The organism is Coleofasciculus sp. B1-GNL1-01 (assembly GCF_040220235.1).
Lineage (GTDB): Bacteria > Cyanobacteriota > Cyanobacteriia > Cyanobacteriales > Coleofasciculaceae > Coleofasciculus.
Genome location: NZ_JAVJTO010000041.1, coordinates 1 through 20,622 on the forward strand (window position 1 = coordinate 1; position 20,622 = coordinate 20,622).

Annotated in this window: 12 protein-coding genes and 5 pseudogenes; 11 read left to right on the top strand and 6 right to left on the bottom strand. The window is 45.0% G+C overall.

Annotation, left to right across the window (positions count from 1 at the left end; all coding sequences use genetic code 11):
- Window positions 1–125, top strand: a pseudogene (locus RID53_RS09380) (RNA-guided endonuclease InsQ/TnpB family protein); the annotation flags it as partial.
- 11 nt (window positions 126–136) lie between these two features.
- A pseudogene (locus RID53_RS09385) lies at window positions 137–292 on the top strand (transcriptional repressor); the annotation flags it as partial.
- Between the two features lie 35 nt (window positions 293–327).
- Here RID53_RS09385 and RID53_RS09390 read toward each other — a convergent pair.
- From RID53_RS09390 to RID53_RS09400, 3 genes and pseudogenes are all read right to left on the bottom strand, one after another.
- Window positions 328–507 (bottom strand): annotated as a pseudogene (locus RID53_RS09390) (metallophosphatase); the annotation flags it as partial.
- Between the two features lie 173 nt (window positions 508–680).
- Window positions 681–1,598: an all3515 family Zur-repressed PEP-CTERM protein gene (locus RID53_RS09395; protein WP_446387856.1), complete on the bottom strand. Its 918-nt coding sequence runs from the start codon at window positions 1,596–1,598 to the stop codon at window positions 681–683.
- A 168-nt stretch (window positions 1,599–1,766) separates the two neighbouring features.
- The gene (locus RID53_RS09400) at window positions 1,767–3,728 is read right to left on the bottom strand and encodes an iron uptake porin (RefSeq protein ID WP_446387857.1); all 1,962 of its coding nucleotides are present in this window, start codon (window positions 3,726–3,728) and stop codon (window positions 1,767–1,769) included.
- A gap of 257 nt (window positions 3,729–3,985) precedes the next feature.
- Between RID53_RS09400 and RID53_RS09405 the strand changes: the two genes are divergently transcribed.
- From RID53_RS09405 to RID53_RS09415, 3 genes and pseudogenes are all read left to right on the top strand, one after another.
- Window positions 3,986–7,228 carry a type 2 lanthipeptide synthetase LanM family protein gene (locus RID53_RS09405; protein WP_446387858.1) on the top strand — a complete coding sequence of 1,081 codons (3,243 nt, stop codon included), beginning with the start codon at window positions 3,986–3,988 and terminating at the stop codon, window positions 7,226–7,228.
- A 22-nt stretch (window positions 7,229–7,250) separates the two neighbouring features.
- Window positions 7,251–9,395 (top strand): annotated as a pseudogene (locus RID53_RS09410) (peptidase domain-containing ABC transporter).
- Between the two features lie 249 nt (window positions 9,396–9,644).
- Window positions 9,645–9,824, top strand: coding sequence for a mersacidin/lichenicidin family type 2 lantibiotic (locus tag RID53_RS09415; protein WP_446387859.1), 180 nt, complete (start codon window positions 9,645–9,647; stop codon window positions 9,822–9,824).
- A 387-nt stretch (window positions 9,825–10,211) separates the two neighbouring features.
- On the opposite strand, the gene RID53_RS09420 is transcribed toward RID53_RS09415, so the two are convergent.
- The 3 genes from RID53_RS09420 to RID53_RS09430 form a co-directional block, all read right to left on the bottom strand.
- On the bottom strand, window positions 10,212–11,282 hold the full coding sequence (locus tag RID53_RS09420; protein WP_446387860.1) for a hypothetical protein: 1,071 nt from the start codon (window positions 11,280–11,282) through the stop codon (window positions 10,212–10,214).
- 158 nt (window positions 11,283–11,440) lie between these two features.
- Window positions 11,441–14,629: a type 2 lanthipeptide synthetase LanM family protein gene (locus RID53_RS09425; RefSeq protein WP_446387861.1), complete on the bottom strand. Its 3,189-nt coding sequence runs from the start codon at window positions 14,627–14,629 to the stop codon at window positions 11,441–11,443.
- A 75-nt stretch (window positions 14,630–14,704) separates the two neighbouring features.
- Complete coding sequence (locus RID53_RS09430; RefSeq protein WP_446387862.1) at window positions 14,705–14,938, bottom strand: mersacidin/lichenicidin family type 2 lantibiotic; 234 nt, start codon at window positions 14,936–14,938, stop codon at window positions 14,705–14,707.
- A gap of 206 nt (window positions 14,939–15,144) precedes the next feature.
- On the opposite strand from RID53_RS09430, the gene RID53_RS09435 reads away from it, so the two are divergent.
- From RID53_RS09435 to RID53_RS09460, 6 genes and pseudogenes are all read left to right on the top strand, one after another.
- Entirely contained in the window at window positions 15,145–16,152 is a 1,008-nt protein-coding gene (locus tag RID53_RS09435; RefSeq protein ID WP_446387863.1) for a PEP-CTERM sorting domain-containing protein, read from the top strand.
- 272 nt (window positions 16,153–16,424) lie between these two features.
- Window positions 16,425–17,468, top strand: coding sequence for a metal ABC transporter solute-binding protein, Zn/Mn family (locus RID53_RS09440; protein WP_446387864.1), 1,044 nt, complete (start codon window positions 16,425–16,427; stop codon window positions 17,466–17,468).
- Window positions 17,469–17,637: 169 nt separating this feature from the next.
- Window positions 17,638–18,423, top strand: a complete 786-nt coding sequence (locus RID53_RS09445; protein ID WP_446387865.1) for a metal ABC transporter ATP-binding protein — start codon at window positions 17,638–17,640, stop codon at window positions 18,421–18,423.
- A gap of 49 nt (window positions 18,424–18,472) precedes the next feature.
- Window positions 18,473–19,306, top strand: a complete 834-nt coding sequence (locus tag RID53_RS09450; protein WP_446387866.1) for a metal ABC transporter permease — start codon at window positions 18,473–18,475, stop codon at window positions 19,304–19,306.
- 38 nt (window positions 19,307–19,344) lie between these two features.
- The gene (locus tag RID53_RS09455; protein WP_446387867.1) at window positions 19,345–20,307 is read left to right on the top strand and encodes a CobW family GTP-binding protein; all 963 of its coding nucleotides are present in this window, start codon (window positions 19,345–19,347) and stop codon (window positions 20,305–20,307) included.
- Window positions 20,308–20,400: 93 nt separating this feature from the next.
- Window positions 20,401–20,622: pseudogene (locus tag RID53_RS09460) on the top strand (hypothetical protein); the annotation flags it as partial.

A 20,622-nucleotide genomic window follows, 5' to 3' on the forward strand; every position in this document is an offset into this window, starting at 1 on the left:
GAGATGTAGCAGCCGCCCAAGTAGTCTGTATTCGTGGACTTGCAGCCGTGGGACACACGGTCAAGATGCTTTCTGAGGGTAAATTCATTGGAATCCCTATGACGGAAGAATCACCCGCGCTTTAAGCCGGGTGAGTGTCAACTGCTTGCAATGTGGTCAATCGTTTCCACTCGATCACTGCCCTGTGCAAGAATTTGAAGACCATTTGCAGCCCTCAGTTCCGTTCAAAATCTACTATCACACCCTGGAATTTTTCGGACTCTGTGAACCCTGCACCCATCAAATTTATTAGTGATTGCTCGGTTTCTCTAACAACAAGCTAAAAATTCACTGAGAAATGCTGCTGTTTACGTTTTGAAATCCTCTTCCAGAGCCATAGCGAACAGTTTTGAATTCAATTCGGTTGGAATTGGGGTGATAAAGCGTATACGTGGCTTGACCAGGGATACGTCCAACATTGCCAACGCCAACAATCTGCCGAGGTTTTACCAAAGTGGCTTGTGGCGAGGCAGCTAAATTCCCTTCAATTCCACTTAAAATTGCCCAGTTTTTCATTGTTTATTCCTTCATTGTCAAGTATCAAACTCTATTAGATTAGCTCTAGCCGTCTTGTTTTCTATATGGAATAAATCCCCCACAGCCATCACGCCTAGGGGGACTTATTCAGGGAACGACTAATATTAATCAGCTTGACCCTTGCTCGGATGCTTCTTGAAAAATGCCAGTAACCCCAACATAGTAAATCCTAACAAGGTAGAAGGTTCTGGCACAGACTCTACCTGAAAGTCTAAGAAAAATCGACCGGATGAAGCCAAAGGTGTATGACTATTTTCTTCGTTAACATCAACTAAGCGGAATTCGGCGGTGTAAGTCCCTAGTGGTGCTGATTTATCGGTATAAAATGTGGGAGTGAATGAGAAGTTATCCCCAGAACCAATAATATAGCGATCGCCAATTGAGCTAAAGAGATCTGCGCCCGTAGAATCAGCAACCTGCAAACCATCTGTAATCGATAGCAGTTCGAGCGCCACGGTAGCATCGCCAAGTAAGCCTTGCCAACGACCACCAGAGCTATTGTACAAAGCCTGCGCTCCTGAATCATCGATGTCCAGCAAAGATGCTACAGGTTTCATCGTCAAGTTAGTATACTCCGATGAGGGTGTATCTTTGCTAATCAATTGATCGGCAAAAATCCCCTTTCCTGGCAGGAGGGTAATTGGGGGAAGTCCCGTATAAGTTTCGGGAATTCTGTTGTTAAAATTTGTATCAGAAATTTCGTTATTTAGGGGATCTCCTATGAAACTGTAACTCCCAATACCGTGGAAATGATTGTTAGTTTCGTCTAGTACTGGGTGTGCGAAGAGAAAGGTGAGCCGATTGTAGTTGGGGTTATTAACAAATTGGCTGGGATCGGCTGGATTCGTGAAAATCTCGCGACCATCTACACCAATGTAATAGTGCTGATATTCAGGTTTTTCCTCTGGGCCGGGAATGGGTTCAGCATGTTGGGCGCGAGCCGTTTCCACTGACGTAAACGACGCAATCGCCGCCAAGGGGACAGCTAACAGGACACTAGTAACAGGCGTTGGTGAACGCATTTTTTGCTCTCCGCATTTCTACCGATATGAGAATGATAATCATTATTTTCCAGGTTGTCAAGTAAAATTATTACTAAGTATAAATACTTTGATGAACTGATAGAAAAACAGACCCGTTATCCTTTCACTAGAACAGGTCTGATCAAAATCATCATTTTTCAGCGAATACTAGAACGTGAAAGTAGTCCGAATTGTGCCAATTACAACATCAGAATTCGTGGTTGTTTGGTTGGGTGCTGTTAGCCAAATCACGCCGGGTGTAATCGAGATATTATCCGTCAGTTGATATTTGTAAAAGGCTTCGATGTGGAATGGAATTGCTCGATTAGGAATCAGTTTAACAGCATCATTTGTCCCAACAAAGTCTTGAAGAGAAGGCGCAATTCCAATTCGGGTGGCGTAGGGAGGAACACCCACCACGATTCCGCCTAGATTTCCGCGTCTACCTAAATCGGGGAATGCCAGGGAAACCGCATAACTGAATACATCTGCACTCCCTGCTTCCTGTCCTGTGGGAGGCTGACCCTTAACGTTGGTATAAACAAACCAACCATTAACCGCAAACCCTGGTGTCACTCGCCACATCCCAGCGACACCAAACGAATCCGCCGAGTATCGAAACGAAGGGGACGCGAGTGTAATATTGACATTGGCTGAGGTTGTACCCACATCATTCAAAAAGAGTGGTAGTCCCGGCGAGTAGCTGTGATTGTAGGTTAGACCCAGCGCTATGTTGTCATTAGGTTGAAACGTTAACTGCGCTAATGCTCCATATCTGCCGTTAAACAAACCGCCCCCACGATTATTGGCTGCACTCAAACTCTCTGGAATGTTTGCTTCCGCCGCTAGATACCCCAGACTGAGACTGACACTGGGGCTAAAACTGTAGGTTAACCCTGCACCTGCACCCACACCAATGCGGTAAATCGGGCTGTACTGAGCAAAGGTAGAGATGGAACCCGTTCCTCCATCGTCATCTGCCCAAGTGCTGAAGGTGGTGGGGAGATAATCTGGATGTTCACCCAAATTGCCGAAAACAGCAACGCGCAGATTCTGCCCTACTGAGAATTTGTAGCTGAGAAGTCCTAATGCTACACTTCCCGGCTGTTCACTTGCCCAGATATTGAATGTCTGTCCTCCTTCCGGTGAGCTTCCCAGTATTCCTAATACACTCCCCAGGATGGGGTCAGCACCGTAGCGAAATGCTCCCGGACGCTGGGGATGGGGAAGATTCCCTGATTCCAGACGGGTCTGTAAGACATCGTTACCCGTAAAGCTGGTGAGTAAGTTTAGGCGTACCCGATTGGCAAATACCGTATTGTTGCGGGTGATGCCAACATTAAATGGGTCAGAATCTCCACTCAACACATCAGTTATCGCAAAAATCGCTTCACCGGATAGCTTCGTCGTAGTGGAAAACTGCTGAGTTTCCAGTTGGGTGGTTCGCGCTTCTAGGGTATCTACTCTACCTTGCAATGCCACCAGTTCGGTGCGAAATTCGTCAACCAAGCGTTGCAGGGTAGCTAAGTCTTCTTTGCCCACAACATTAGTGGTGTTTCCTGAAATTAAACGCTCGATTTGATTCATACAGGCATTTAACCCGGCGGCAAATTCGTAGCGCGTCATTGCCCGATTGCCTCGAAAGGTGCCGTCGGGATACCCTGCAATACAGCCGTAGCGTTCAACTAAGCTTCGCAAGGCTTCATAAGCCCAATCTGTGGGTTGAACATCGGATAGCTGAGATACAGAGGTGACTTGTTCCATTGCCCCATTAGGCGACTCTGCCTCAGAGAGATAGAGAGAGTCAACCGAGGGTACGTTGTCCGGTGTTACTTCCGGTGAAAAGACTTCAGATGGTGCTGCTGGTGCAACTGGGGTTTCTACTTCAGGATTGGTGATTTCTAACTCTGTGGAGGAAACAGTTAAGGAATCAGGCATCGACAGTTCGTGCACATCGAGACTCTTTGATTCCGTTAACGGAGACACAGACACGGGGAATTCTGTACTTTCTACACTCCCTTCTTCCCCCATCAGCACTTCTGGAGTCGTGATGTCGGCGCTGGCAGATAGCGCACAAATCGAAACTCCGAAAGCCGCACCCACAAAGGAATTCCACAATATTTTTGGCATTTTAATTTTTTATCCTCACACCCAATCCGTAAAAAACTTGGCTCATCGGTTTCAGGAGATTGTCGGAATCCGCGATTATCGCGATCGCTGACTCTGGCACAACTCAACTGGTTCTCGGCTGTCTAGTTGCTCCCTGCTAAAACCACTTATTTCACCATGAGAATAATTATCATAATCAGTATTGTCGTGTAAAGTAGAGAACTTGGGGCAGCATCCTAAATAGATAGACGTGAGTTGGGTGCAGGGGGCAAAAAATGATGAGTCAAGACTGTTTTCAAGCTGCGAACTGGTATCAGGCGTTGAAATTGACCGAAAGGGTGGCATCTTTGGGGGTAAGTGGGCGTCAGATTGCTGAAAATGGGTATAACGCAGAACTGGCTGAACGGCGAATTCAACGCTGGCGATCGCAAAACCCCTTGACAAAATCCACTTTTTTTGCTATGAAGCTGGCTCAAGAGGGGATAACAGAACAAGAGTTTCGCTTTCTTTTAGGGGAACCCATGCGATCGCTCCCTCAGCGTTTTCCCACTATTCCAGAATGGCTCAGAGAAATTGAACAGGCTTTTTCTACTGCTGATCGTTCTAATTTAAAATCTGTTATTACGTCCGATAACTTTCTGTGTGCGATCGCCCCACTGATTCATCAAGGGATTAACCGCTTGCAGGCAGGACTTCAAGCCATTGAAGTTAACCAAAACTCTAAAAACAATCCAGAAGATTTATCATCTCAACTGCCTTTCGATGCCAACACCATTTTATCTATATTATTGGCAGATTTACCCCAGCAGTTACTCTGGATGTTGACTCCGACGATGGTGCTAGAACTCAACGTAGCACGTCTGCAAGAGCTATTATCCGGTAAAACTGCCCAAGAACGATATGTCAGCTTTTTACAACGTCTCCAAGAGCAAGACGTCGCCATACAACTGTTACAAGACTATCCGGTTCTTGCTCGTCAACTTGCACTTTGTATTCAGCAACACATTGAAGTAAAGCTCGAATTTATTCAACGGCTTTGTACAGATTGGGCAGCAATTTACACAGCTTTTAGTCCTGACAAAGAACCGGGGGTATTGGAACAAGTTAATTGCAGCATCAGCGATAGCCATAATGGTGGGCGTTCTGTAATTATCGCTAAATTTCAGTCAGGCTTTAAGGTCGTCTATAAGCCAAAACCTTTAGCGGTAGATGTCCATTTCCAAGACCTTCTCTATTGGATTAATCAAAAGGCTGTTTTTCTGCCATTAAAACCTTTAAAGATTATTAACTGTGGAACTTATGGCTGGGTGGAATTTATTGAATCATCAAGTTGCAGCCATCGGTCGCAAATCGAGCGCTTTTATCAACGAATGGGGGGATACTTAGCGTTATTGTATGCACTTGATGCGACAGACTTTCACTTAGAAAACTTAATTGCATCGGGGGAACATCCCATGCCCATTGATTTGGAAACCCTATTCCAGCCTCGTAAAATTGAACCCAATTCCCCCGAAGCAATTTTTATAGCAAATCAGCGAATGGCTCAGTCTGTGTTTCGCATTGGCTTACTGCCTCAGCGGTTATGGAGACAGGGGGAATCGGCGGGGATTGAAGTGAGTGGAATTGGCGCAACCGATGGTCAAATCATGCCAGAACGTATCCTTACTTTGGCGGAAAAAGGAACTGATGAAATGCGAATGACTCGGCAGCAAATCCCCCTACCAGAAAGCAAAAATCGACCGCGTTTGCATGAAGCACAAGTGAATGTTTTAGACTACAAAGAGTCAATCATCACCGGATTTACAACGATATATCAATTTTTGATGAAACACCAGGATGAATTATTAGCACAGGATGGACTTTTAACTCGCTTTGCCTCGGATGAAGTGCGTGTGGTTTTGCGTGAAAGTCGAACCTATGCTTTATTATTGCGAGAGAGTTTCCATCCGGATGTTTTACGGGATGCTTTAAATCGCGATCGCTTATTCGATCGCCTGTGGGTGGATGTGGAAAATCGCTCTTATCTGGCACAGCTAATCAAAGCAGAACAGGAATCATTATGGCAGGGAGACATTCCTAAATTCACCACCTACCCCAATTCCCGCGAACTTAGGCTGAATGAACAAAAGCGAATTCCTGATTTTTTTGAGATATCAGGGATGGAACAGGTGCAGCATCGTATACAACAGTTGAACCCAGAAGATTTAGCGTGGCAAGTGAGGTTAATCGAGAGTTCTCTTTCTACTCTAGGAATGAAAGCTGAGGCAGTAGAATGGGTAAGTGTGTCTTTGCCTGAAATTCAGACCATTCCTGAGCAAGAAACCTTAAATTCAGAACTTTTACAAACCGCTTGTGCGATTGCTGAACGCTTGGAGTCATTGGCGTTACGCGATGGAGAAATGGCGAGTTGGATTGGCATCAAACTTATGGATAAACACCATTGGACTGTTGCGCCTTTAGGATGGAGTTTGTTTGATGGTATCCCTGGAATTGCCTTATTTTTTGCCTATTTGGGAGAAGTTACTCAAGAATCACGCTATACAAGACTGGCTCAACAAGCTTTCTTCACATTACAACGTCAAGTCGAGTACGATCGCTCTATTATTACCTCCATTGGTGCCTTTGATGGGTGGGGAGGATTGATTTACACCCTGACGCATCTGGGGAGTTTGTGGCGTCAATCCGAATTGTTGAATCAAGCGTTGGAGTGGGTGGATATCCTGCCCAAATTGATTGAGAATGATAATCACCTGGATGTCATCGGCGGGGTTGCGGGTTGTATTGGGGTGTTGGTAGCTCTATATCACTGTATTCCGGATGAGCGGATTAAAGCCGTTGCGATTCAATGTGGCGATCGCATAATATCCCAAAATCAACCGATGGAACAGGGTAGAGCTTGGATGCCTGAAGACGGAACTAACGCCCTAACTGGATTTTCTCACGGTGCAGCAGGGATGGCTTGGGCGCTGTTGGAATTAGCCACATTAACCGGAGAGGAGCGTTTTCGCTCTTCAGCAGTTGCGGCAATAACTTATGAGCGCAGTCTCTTTTCTCCTGATGCTAAAAATTGGTTAAATTCGGCTGGAGAGCAAGATACATTTAGCGTTGCCTGGAGTCATGGTGCCCCTGGAATTGGACTAGCACGATTACATTCCCTCAAACACTTGGACGACGCACAAATTCCCCTGGAGATTAATACTGCCTTAGAAACAACGCTTGCTCATGGCTTTTGTGGAAATCACTCGTTGTGTAACGGGATGCTGGGCAATCTAGAATTTCTCTTACAAGCGAGTCAAACCCCTAATTATTCAACTTGGCATTCTTCAGTTACTCGTCTTACTGCCAGTATCCTAGAAAGCCTTCACCAGCAGGGTTGGCGTTGCGGACTACCATTAGGAGTTGAAACACTAGGGTTAATGACTGGTTTGGCAGGCATTGGTTACGGATTGCTGCGTCTTGCTGCACCTCAAAAAATTCCTTCCATCTTGGTGCTTTCCCCTCCCAACACCATTTTAGACTGATGGAACCAAATCCAAAATGGGCATGAAATACCAGGTTGTTTTACAGCATAACGAAGAAGATTGTGGTGCGGCTTGTTTGGCTGCGATTGCTAAATATTATGGGCGTTTTTTTTCCATCAATCGGGTTCGGGAAGTGGCAGGAACAGGACCACTGGGTACTACATTACTCAACCTCCGACAAGGGGCAAAAGCGCTTTTATTCGATGCACGAGGTGTTAAAGCACCCCTAGAACTGATCGATCAAAAAGTTGTGCCATTACCCGGAATTATCCATTGGAAAGGGAATCACTGGGTTGTATTGTATGGACGCAAGGGAAACAAGTATGCTATAGCCGATCCAGCCGTGGGGATGCGCTATTTATCTCGCCAAGAATTACTGTCTGGCTGGACTAATGGCGTGATGCTCTTACTAGAACCACGTTCTGACTTTAAAACCCAACCCGATGATCGAAACAAAGTTGGTAGTTTTAATCGCTTCTTCCAACAATTCTGGAACTATCGGACTCTTCTAGCTGAAGCCTTATTACTAAACTTTGTTTTAGGGCTACTTTCGCTTACATCTCCATTCTTACTGCAAATTCTTACTGATGATGTGCTGATTCGAGGGGATATTTACCTGCTCAATGGTGTCATCATTGCTGTTTTGGTAATGCATCTCATTAGCAGTATCTTTAAATTGATTCAATCCAACTTAGTGGCTCATTTTGCTCAACGGCTGGAATTAAATTTAGTCCTAGAATTTGGTCGTACTATTCTGAGTTTACCCCTGCCTTACTACGAATCTCATCGGAGTGGTGAAATTATTAGCCGCTTGCGAGACATTCAAGCCATTAATTAACTTATTTCTCAAGCCGGAATTATTCTACCGAGCCAATTTTTTATTGCCTTAGTTTCCCTGGGTTTCATGCTTGTTTACAGCCCTAAACTCTTGATGATAGCTTTAGCTATTGCTGTCATCATGACGCTATCTACTGTAGTATTGCTGCCCAAGATTCAGCAAAAAATCCGCAATCTATTAGCCTTAATCGCAGAAAACCAAAGTTTGTTAATTGAAACCTTCAAAGGGGCAATCACTCTGAAAACAAAAAATGCCGCCCCTCAATTTTTTGAAGAATTTCAGATTCGCTATGGACGACAAGCAACCCTCACCTTCAATACCCTACAGATGGCTATTGTCAATAATGTATTTTCTGGGTTTGTCTCTCTCAGTGGTGAAACCATTCTGCTATGGTTTGGGAGTAGTTTAGTCTTTGCTCAAACCTTAAGCATCGGGCAATTGTTAGCGTTTAATGCAATGAACCGAAATTGCCTGATTTTAATTACAACAATTCTAAGTTTTGTGAATCAATTCGCCTTTACTCAAACTGCCATTCAGCGCTTGATGGATGTGATTGATTCTACACCTGAAGTTCAAGACACTACTCCCAAGCCGAGGGTCAAAATTCCTGGTAATGCCACGATTACCTGCACTCATCTCAACTTTCATCACACAGGTAGAGTGGAGTTACTCCAAGACTTTTCTCTTACCATTCCTGGGGGAAAAGGGATTGCCTTAATTGGTAAATCTGGCTGCGGTAAAAGTACCCTAGCTAAACTAATTGCAGGGTTATATCTGCCCCAATCTGGTAATATTCGCCTTGATGATTACAATTTACAAGACCTCTCGCTCGATTGCATTAGAAAGCAGATTATTCTAATTCCCCAAGAAGCTCACTTTTGGAGTCGCTCAATTATTGATAATCTTACTCTGGGAAATCCTCAGATTGGCTTTGAGGAAATTATTAAAGCCTGTCAGATTGCTCAAGCAGATGAATTTATTAGCAAACTTCCCAACAAATATCAAACTATTTTAGGAGAATTCGGCGCTAATCTTTCAGGAGGACAACGGCAACGATTAGCGATCGCATTAGGTATTGTCACTGACCCACCCATCTTGATTTTAGATGAATCTACAGCGAGTCTCGATCCAGTGAGTGAAACAGAAGTCCTCGATCGACTCCTCACCCACCGTCAAGGAAAAACCACAATTCTGATTAGTCATCGCCCCAGGGTTATCAACCGTGCCGATTGGATTGTCTTCTTGGAAGAAGGACAGGTAAAACTTCAAGGAAGTCCAGAAGTTCTACGTTCCAAAGCTGGAGATCATCTGGATTTTTTGACTCCTTGATTCTTCTCGAAGTTTTTGGTCTTGTTTCAGTTGATGTAAGAACTGATTGACGGCTTTCATGCTGATTTGAGTCTGTGATAGTGCGATCGCATTTTGCAGATGATGTCCTCATTGAGATTAGCATCAGTTTTGATAATCATTATCATTCAGTTAGATAATAAATCAAAATGATAATGATTATCATTTTTAGCTATACTTACTTTAGTGGCGAAAAGCCAAATAAATATCTATAGCCAATGGAGGCTGTATATGTCTAACGCCGATATTATCCGTGCGTGGAAGGATGAAGACTACCGCGCCAGTTTGAGCGATGAAGAGAAGGAACTGTTGCCAGAAAATCCAGTGGAAGTGATTGAACTGACGGATGAAGAGCTTTCCTCGGTGTCGGGGGGATGCACTCTCTGTGGCAATCCGTGGCACACTCTTTGATGCCATTGCCGCGCTATGTACTCTACAGAAGTACTGATGCGATCAAGGCTGACTAATTTTGTTAAACTGTTGACCCAGAGAGGACTTGATACTATCTCTTCTGGGTCATTCTTGCAAAATGCTGAACGACTCTAAAGTTAATAAAAATTTAAGGTGATTACAATATTAAATTCCTCTTTCCACACTAGGTAATCGGCTCCGCCGCCGACAAGTCTTTCTATACTATGCTGTCGAACAAGAACTGGAGATTTCATAGACGTTTTACAAGTCATTTCATGAAAAATCTTTATTTAGGTTATTGATTATTGGAGGAGGATGGACTTTTTCATAATTTAAATTCCTAATGAGGAGTGGAATTTTTGTATCGATTAGAGTTTTCTCCATCGCCTAGTCTGATAGTTTGGGTTTTACAACAACTGGTTCTTTTCCCCGTGCAATCAATGCTATTCTTTTTTCTTGAGGCTGGAGGATACAAAGCTGATCGTCACCAAGCTGAAATACAACAAAATCTCCGGCGAGGTGAGTCGCATTCTGGACACTCCAAAATGCAAAGGGTGTCTCCAGGGAGAATTGGATTTTTAAGTTCTCTTTCTCGTTGCTACCCATAATCCCTCCCGCCGCCCAAACGACAGTCCGATATTCCCAATTGGTATTTTCAGTAAGTTTGGGGACGGCTCCAAAAGGATTGGGGGCACAATTGTACCATTCGGGCGGTTCGGGTGTCGGGGCAACAGAGGCAAAATCGGAAAGGATAGCCTTGGAATTAACCAATAGTTCAAACTTCCCTGCTTCATTTTTGCCTACACAGAGCCTGCCATTTCTATCTGTAGCCATCACATCTTTTATACTCTCTTGACTCGTGCCGTCAAGGTTTGACCGAATGACTTGCTGACCATCAGAGGTCATGAAATATAGCACATATTCTTCGCTTGGTTGTAGCTGTTTGACTGAAATCACATCAAGCTGAGTTAACATACTGGTCTGGCTGTTCAGCCCATACAAACCTAATAATAGGAGGTAACTGATACCATGAATAATGATTGTAGATTTGAGAGCATTTTGAACGGCTTTTTGCTGTTTCTGAAGTAGGAACCAAAAGAATGGATACTCGATGAATAATGTGAGGATAAAGGCAAAGGTCACAAAGAGCCAGAGCCAGATATGAATATTTTCAATAGTAATGCTTGGAATAGGAGATAGCCGATCTAGTATCAATAACATTCCTCCCCAAGCCGAGGCGTAATTAGCGACAACGAGGAGATTAATTGATTTTGAGCGCGGCGTGTGAAAGAATTTTGAAAGCAGGATTCCTTCGACAATACCAATAACCGCATTGCCAATAAAAAGGTGAACCAATCCAGTCCACATCAACGGTGTTCCTGCATTAGCAAGGACAGGAACAGGTGAGAGCGCGATCGCAAAAGCAAGAATCGCAACAAGCTTCCAGTGGATTTTCATGTCTTTTATCAAACTAACTCATTAAAGCGTTGCGCTCCTACCATTTGAGCAATGCACTGACCTAAACCCCCTTTGATATCACTTTTATTTGCTTCTACCGCGAAATCTCTCTGGCGCGAGAATGGCAAGCGATCGCATTGTGCCTGCTTTAACTAAATTTAGTCTCGCTCGACTCTCTGTATAAAAGGAGGTGCTAACAGCAACACTGAGGGAACGCGCTGAGGTTCCGCTAATCGCAAGAGTCCGTAACCAATCCCTGCCAATCCCATCATTAACCCCGGTGTTTCAACACCCAATAGCGTTCCACAACGCCAGCCATACTGATTGATACTTTCTAAAATCATGGCGGTAATGCGATGAATCTGCTCATCCCACTGCCCCTCTTTCAGGATTTCACGGGCTTGTAATAAGAGTTCTAGATTGCCCAAATCGCCGTGACAGAGGCAATGGTTTAAACCAAATCCCCGTTCGAGGGTGATGTTAATCGCCCTGTTAATTTCTGCACGAGTTTCGGCATCATCCCTATGGTTGAGGGAACGCAAACGACTTAATCCTATTCCTGAGATGCCATTACACCAGATTGGCAATCCCTGACAGAACTGACTCCGTTCATAAGCAATTCCAGCATCAGCCGTTTTCCGAAAACGTTCCTCATGGGTCAGTGCTGCTAATTCAAGCAATGCCCAAGCGATGCCTGCTGCACCATGGGCGAATCCTGTTGTTTGGAATTGTTGAGTATTGTGAATCCAACAGACGCCCTGTTCTTGGGGTTGAGCCGTGGCAATCAAGCGATCGCCACATTCAATTGCCGCAGCCAGAACGGCATCTGAGGGAAAGCAATGATAGAGGGCTAGCAAACTGGCGATACATCCAGCCGCACCACCAATTAAGTCAAAATACTCATCGGTTTCAATCATTCCCCGGATGGAATGGATCAACTCCTCCGCCTCGGTTAACCGTTCGGGTTGCTCCCACAGTACTCCCAAATGAGTCAGGGTATAAATTACCCCTCCCCACCCACTAAAGCCACCAATCGTCGGAATTAATGATTGACCCTGTTGAATTTGATGCTCTAGAGTTCTGAAAGCAGCTTGAGCGAGTTGAGTGTAGCGTTTTTCTTGGGTAATCGCTCCTAAATAGGCAAGAAATAAAGCTACCCCAGGCAAGCCATCGTAGAGACTCCAGGTTAAGGAAGCCAGCGTCCAATGGGAACCCCCTGCTAGAGTTAAACCCAGCCAAGTTGCATCCTCGTGACTACGGAGGGCTAATAACTCTAACCTGTCGCCAATCTGACAAGCCGCCGCTAGAAGTTGTTCGCGATCGCACCTTGTCTGCGGCTCAAATTGTGGGTATCCTTGCCAACCAACACCCTCCTGTGCCATCGCTAACGTGGAAACAGAAGCGCGGATAAACCAGGTTTGTCGCTCTAAATCCCGTTCATCTAACTGCTCAAGGCGATAGACTACCTGTTCCATTCCTGATCGCTCAAAAAAATTAGCGAAGATTTGGTTATTGCTGCCAACCACATCGCGGGAATTGGGACGAGTCGTAAACATGGGGATGTCCCCCTGCCATAACTCCTGCCGTTCCGTTGGGATAACCTTGGCAATATCCGGAAGATGCTGGACTTCAATCCAGAGCTTATCAAACCAGCGATCGCGCTCTAGGGCATTTCGCAACACATCGGGATGGAAACTCTCGGCTAGTAAGGCGGCGTAAGTCCGGGTGGGACGCAAAACGACACGTATCTCATCCTCAGCGAAGTGAGTTAAACGGTTCTGGAACTCATCGCGGTATTTTACCAAATCCTGATAAATGGTGGTAAATCCAGTAACAATCTCCTCGGCGTAATCTAAAACATTCACCTCAGTCTCCAGCAGATGCGGTTGATTCTGAGCGCCTTGCAGCAACCTTTGCTGGCGAACGACTCGCATTTCATCCGTAGCCACTCCTTCCCAAGACCGAATCCGTCGTGGTACAGTCTGACCGGGCTGACTACCGATGCCACTTTTGTCAAGTTCTTTTGATTGGTGACTTGTCCAACGACGATTTGGCAGTAATCCCACCCGCAAAACGGAGTAAGCCAGTTGTTGGCTTGCCATAAATACCGATTCTTTTAAAGGGGTGGTACTGATAGTGGTGCGGCGGGGGTGGAATAGGGATTCTAAGTCAATTAAAATAGGTTGCTCCCCGGCGGCAATTAAGTTTTCCGAATGAAAATCTGTGGCTTCTAGGGCATACAGCAACGCTAAATAGCCGCCAATTCGTTGATAAAAACGCTGAACCTCTTCTGGGGAGTGACAACTGTGGGCGGTGACAAATTCTACCCATCCATAACTCCCACGATTGAGAATGTTGAGAGTTTTGAAGGCTGGGTGATTTCCTCGGTGATTGAGCCAAGTGAGGAGTTCCTGAAAATGGACATCTATGGCTAGGGATTTGGGTTTATAAACAATCTGGAAGCCAGAACTAAATTTAGCGATCGCAACAGAACGCCCCCCTCGGTGACTATCCCCTGTATTCGGTTTTAGTTCTGTCAATACACCGGGATTGGTGTGGGGAGAAAACGTCGTGCAAATCTCATCCCAATCAGCACACAGACGCTGGATAAATTCCAGGCTAACCTTAACCCAGCGTTCAATACAAGTTACTAATTGTCTTGCCAAAACGGGATATTCTTGTAAGATACCAAGCATGACATCCCGTTGATAGATTCGTTCTAAGAAGCTTAAAAATCGCTCTCTCGGAGTATTGCCTGACAACAGCCCTTGCAAACGAGCAATGTTGAGTTCTAATATCAGGGTTTGGTTCAACATCTGGAGCAATGACTGGGGCAAATGCTGATAGAAAATTTCGTGTATTGTGTTGGGGTCAAAGGGGGTTTTGGATTGGGTTTTCTTGAGTAGGGATTGGATACCAACGTCTAGGCGCTCAATGCCTTGGCTAATTAGGGGTTCAATGGCATAGAGGAAACCCGATGACTCTTTACCGGGTGGTAACTGGGAAGGCGGGATGATTTTGATCTTGGGGGGTTCGGTACGGGAAAAGGCGTTCTCTAGTTCGTTTAACCAATCGGGTGGAGTCGGGGAACGCTGTTGTAATGCGGCTATCGATTCACCTAAAAGGTAGCGAAAGGATTCAGGGGTGAGTCCATCAATTGCTAATCGTTGAGTATAGTAGGAATCTATGGGAAAAGGGGTTTGCGATCGCCATCGCTGCCATCGACGCTCTGCCAAAGCCTCGTCAAATTCCTGATCAATTGAAGGCTCCAGTGTGTCTAACGCTGCAATCCGTTCCCTCAATGTCAGTGCCTGATACCAGGCTACTCCCTTTAACCCCTGATTCATCACGCTTTGCTCCAAAATCCTGCCTCAACCTATTCGTTATAATTAGTACTTGACGCTGATAATACATCACTAGTTTTACAAACTCAGGGTTGCTTCCCCACAATGTTCGCAATCGGTGTGGCAGGTTTCTTCATGAGACGTACCGTGCGCCAGCACGTTCAGCGCACCGCCAGCCATGGATGACATCTCTTCATCTGCCAGTTCAATCAATCCGGCTGGATTCTCTGGAAGCTGCGCCTTCTCAGCCTCACTCAAGCTTTCACGATAGTCTGTGTCTTTCCAAGCGCGGATGATGTCGATATTCGACATGAGATTCTCCTTTGGGTAAAACCCATGGTTTTGCTGTCTCCAGAGTATAAACAAAAATGAGAATGATAACAATTATCAAAAACAAAGTTTTGTTTCCCTGACTGGGGGCGATCGCTCAAGTTGAGTGACAAAACCGCAATATCCAGATTAGTTTCAGATTGTATGAGATAATGATTATCAATCTCATACAAAGCCAGTGCATGACCATGACCAGTACAGTCCCCGTTAGCCTCACGTCCCTTACCTTATCTGCATTAGCGATCGCGGCTACCTCACCTGCTGCGGCAATCTCCCTAGCGACTGGGTATAAGTACGAGCGCTTCGATATCCCTGGTGCTACATTCGTTACCGTTAACGCGATTGACAATATTGGGCAAATTGCCGGACAAAAAGCAGAAAACGGTCCTGCAACAGGTTTCTTTGTGGATAGCGATGGAGAAACAACATTTTTTGACCCGCCTGGATCTTACGCGACTGCGGTATGGGACATGAACGATGCGGGTACTATCGTGGGGTACTCCTTCCGCGACGACTCCTTTCTCAAGACAGAACCCTACATATATAACAGCAGTCAGTTTTACACTCCGGATCTGTTCCCTGGCAATAATTTCCCAGACGTGGAGTTCTCTTCAATCAATAATGCAGGGCAGATTGTTGGGTTCTACTATACCGATCTTTTCTGGAATCCTTATGAGGTGCATGGATTTCTGTTAAATGCCGATGACTTCTCAACCCTAAGTCCTGATGATGTCACCCCGATTACGATTGCTGGGGCGAGTCAGATTTTCCCTTGGGGAATCAATGACGCTGGCAAGATTACTGGTCATTTTAATGATACCAATGGCACCCATGGTTTTCTTCTGGAAGGGGAGCAACTCACCCAACTCAACATTCCCGGAGCAGACAGAACTAGACCCTCTGGCATTAACAATAAAGATTCTATCATCGGCGTGTTTACCCTGCCGGAAACAGGGCGAAATTCTTACTCGTTTATTTGGAACAATGGGCAATTTCAGGAACTGGTCTTCCCCAATGCCTTGTCAACTCGGGTGCTGGACATTAATGATGCCGGAGTGATTGTTGGACGCTATCAAGATGCTGACGGCAAATTTTATGGCTTCCGCGCCACACCTGTTCCTGAACCCAGCACGGTTTTCGCATTGGTGGGATTGGGTGTTGTCGCTTTTTTAGGGAATCGTCAAAAACGTTTATAAACTGGTGATTGGTGACTGGAGACAAGGATAACTCTTGGAGAATTTTCCTAATCTCTGGAGTTTAGACTAATTCAACAGAGCTGGGAACTTGATTCTCACCAAAGCTCGGTTACTCACGAATTTGTAATCCGCCAGCAATCGGCTGTTTATCCGCTACTTACCTTTTTTTACCGACGACAAAATTGTCATCTGTGATTATAATGATTATCATTATCAAAAATGAGCGTTACCAAAGTCAAACCTGCTATCAATCCAGCAAAGGAGACTAACCCATGCCAAATTATCGCCGTCTAGTTACCACAATCCTGGCGTTAGGAATCGTGTCTTTAGTCGGTTGTGGACAAACTCAAACGAATGAAACAACCGAATCGGCTCAATCTTCTGACTCTAACATCTCAGAGAACCAGCTTGACGTGGTTGTGAGTATTCCACCGCAAAAATATTTTGTCGAACGGATTGGTGGTGAATATGTCAATGTCACCGTCATGTTACCGCCTGGTGCGAGTCCAGCCACCTATGAACCCAAACCCCAACAGCTACAAAATTTAGCGGATGCAGAGGCGTATGCCCGCATCCAGGTTCCTTTTGAGAATGCCTGGTGGGAGCGCATTCGTTCTGGGAATCCGGAGATGAAAGTTGTGGATTTGACCGAAGGAGTTAACCGAATGCCTATGGCGGCGGAACATTCCCATTCCGGTGAAGAACACCATCACCACAGTGACGCCGACGAACACCAGCATGATCAGGAGGCTAGTTCTCAAACCGAAACCGTAGCCAATCCCGATCCTCACATTTGGCTATCACCCCCCCTGGTTAAAGAACAAGCACAAACCATTTATGCAGCCCTTGTCGAACTTGACCCCAGCCGTCAACAGATTTATCAAGAGAACCTAAATGCCTTCATTGTTGACCTAGAGCAACTGGATCAAGACATTAAGCAAACCCTTTCTGGGGTTGAGAATCGAACCTTCATGGTCTTCCATCCGGCTTGGGGCTACTTTGCTCGTGCCTACAATTTGGAAATGGTTCCCATTGAAGTTGGAGGCAATGAACCCAGTGCGGCAGAAATGTCCAAGCTGGTTTCTAAAGCTAAAGCAGACAATATTCAAGTTATTTTTGCTCAACCTCAATTTAGCACCAGGAACGCTAAAACAATTGCCAATGAAATTGGTGGAGAAGTGATTTTACTCGATCCACTGGCTGAAGACTGGATGAGCAATATGAGCAAAGTATCTAACACATTTAAAGATGTTCTGGGTGATCCAACCGCCCTTTTAGTTGTCACCCCTCACCTTGTCGCTGTGATTAGCAAATAGTCGCTCATTATTGGCTTTTTTTGCATCGAATGACACTCAGCTTTTTGCCCCTATCGATTACTAATTTTATCATACCCATGTTTCCTGATGTTGCGCCATATCTGACCCATCCGGGCGATAGCAAAAGGGGTATTTGTTGCCTAATTTAAAAGAGAGTAATGGTATCACTGTGGCACAATCAACTACATCTGAAGTCGTGATTACGATCGAAAACCTTTGGGCAGGATACGGTAAAGAACCGATTTTGCACGATATCAATCTTTCGGTCAATAAATTGGACTATATCGGTATCATTGGTTCAAATGGAGGCGGTAAGACTACCCTATTCAAGGTACTATTAGGATTATTGTCACCTCAACAGGGACGGGTGAGAATTCTCGGACGTTCGATTCGGCAAGGTCGTCGTTATATCGGCTATGTTCCACAGGTGATGACATTTGACCGCAGTTTCCCCATTAATGTTTGGGATGTTGTGCGGATGGGACGTTTGGGCAAAGGTCGTTTATTGAGACATTTTAATCGTAAGGATGATGAGAAGGTAGAACAGGCATTACAACAGGTAGACTTGCTGGATTTAAAAGATCGCCCGGTGAGTGAGCTTTCTGGCGGGCAGTGCCAACGAGTCTATATTGCTCGGGCGTTAGCAACAGAACCTCAGATTCTACTGCTTGATGAACCCACTACCAGTCTAGACAGTAAAGCCTCTACAGCCATCTATGAATTGCTGCGGCAACTGAATGAATGTGTGACAATTTTGATAATTTCTCACGATATTGGCATGGTATCCTCTTACGTTAAAACAATCGGCTGTTTGAACCAACGGCTGTATTACCACGGTGATAGTCAGGTGACGAATGAAATGCTAGAACAGACCTACGGAGAATCAGTAGAACCGGTGATTCACAATCGGTTTGTGCCGCGAACATTAGCCACGCATCCGTCAAAATCGACCTAACTCAAAACCTGAATAGCCGAGACCCAAGGAAATAATTTTGATTTCGCTTATGCTGGAAGTTATACAGCAAGAATTTATGCAAAATGCCCTATTAGCTGGGCTGTTGATTAGCATTGCCAGTGGCATTATTGGCAGCTTTGTGGTAGTCAATCGGATTGTGTTTATCGCTGGAGGCATTGCCCACGCCGCCTATGGGGGTGTGGGTATGGGATTTTTCTTGGGATTTAATCCAGTGCTAGGGGCAAGCGCCTTCAGTCTGATGGCGGCGTTGACAATGGGCTGGGTGCAGCGTAAAACTCAGTTGCGACAAGATACTGTCATTGGTATGTTATGGGCAATTGGTATGGCAATTGGGATAATTTTTGTTGATTTGACACCGGGCTATACGGCAAATCTAAGGAGTTATTTATTTGGTAGTATTCTCTCTGTTCCTAGACGCGATCTCTGGATTATGCTGGCGCTAAATATAATGATCGTCATTTTGGTCGTGCTGTTTTACAAAGAGTTATTGGCGATCTCCTTTGACGAAACCTTTGCCACAGTGCGGAATGTACCCGTGAATGGGCTTTACCTGATGCTGATGGGAATTATTGCGCTGACGGTGGTGATGCTGATGCAGGTGGTGGGCGTAATTTTACTGATTGCCCTGCTGTCTATGCCTGCCGCGATCGCGAATCTGTATGTCAAGGACTTGAAGAAAATGATGCTACTGGCTAGTCTGCTGTGTATGATCTTTACCACAGTCGGATTGTGGCTTTCCTACGTCCTCAATTTTACCTCTGGTGCCACGATTGTGCTGTGCGCCGCGATCGCTTATCTTGCCAGTTTGGGCATCAATTTTCTCCGGCGATACCGCCAAAGGGAAACCCGATTGTTTCAGTAGAATCTTTCCCGTTTAATTTGTTAGGTTTTAGTTGATTTATGATAGACACCGATAGCTTCCCAAAAAAACTACCTGTAACTGTCATTACAGGCTTCCTGGGCAGCGGTAAAACAACGCTGTTGAACTATATATTGCAGAATTTTGAAAATTATAAAGTTGCTGTTTTAGTCAACGAATTTGGCGATATCAACATTGACAGCCAGTTGTTAATCGCTGTTGAAGAAGACATGATTGAACTGACCAATGGCTGTATATGCTGCACGATTAACGATAATTTAGCGGATGCCGTGTATCGAGTTTTAGACCGCCAAGATCAAGTAGATTATTTGATTGTTGAAACAACAGGTGTTGCTGAGCCGATACCGATCGCGCTAACATTTTTAGGAACAGAACTGCGAGATCTGACACAATTCGACTCGATGATCACTGTTGTTGATGTAGAAACCTTTACGTCTGAAGGATTAAACAGCCATGTGGCTAACCTGCAACTCTTTTACGGAGACATAATCCTACTGAATAAGGTTGACTTAGTTTCAGAAGATCATGTTTCCCAGATAGAAGCTCACATTTGTTCTCTGAAAGAAGGTGCAAGAATCATCCGATGTGAGTATGGTCAAGCTCCACTATCACTGATTTTAGATACTAGCTTGGCAGAGTCAGGTTCCTCTACGCAAGCATTGGCGAATTCAGACGCTAAACCATCAACACATCTGGCAAATGATGGGTTTATGGCAGTATCGTTTAAAGGAGATCGCCCTCTCTCTCTCAAAAAATTTCAACAATTTCTTGACTATCAACTTCCGAATAATGTATTTCGCGCTAAAGGCGTTCTCTGGTTTGCCGAAAGCCCCAAGCGACATCTATTTCAACTGATTGGCAAGCGATTCACCATGGATGATAGTGAATGGACAACAGCTCCTAAAAATGAACTGGTGTTGATTGGACGTAAACTTGAGGCTCTTTTGTTGATCCAAATGCTGAACAACTGTCTTACCAAGTAACGGTAATAAAAGTCTACTATCACACAGTCTAATTTTTGGGTTTGTGTTCTGAGTGTTCGCAACAGATCCATCCTTTGTAGTGATCAATGTTTCAAGCGATTACATCAAGTTCCTTGTCGCCACTGTGCCTTTTTTACAGGAGATTATCGCCTCAAATGTACCGTGCATCCTAGTAAGGCTTTATCGGAAGAGGCAATTGGCTGTTTAGACTACGAACCAATCGCGACATCGTCTCGATCTAACGGTGTACATTCCCCATGTTTTTGTGCCAAAACGACAACTAATCACACCTCGACATGTTTGCCCATTAACCAT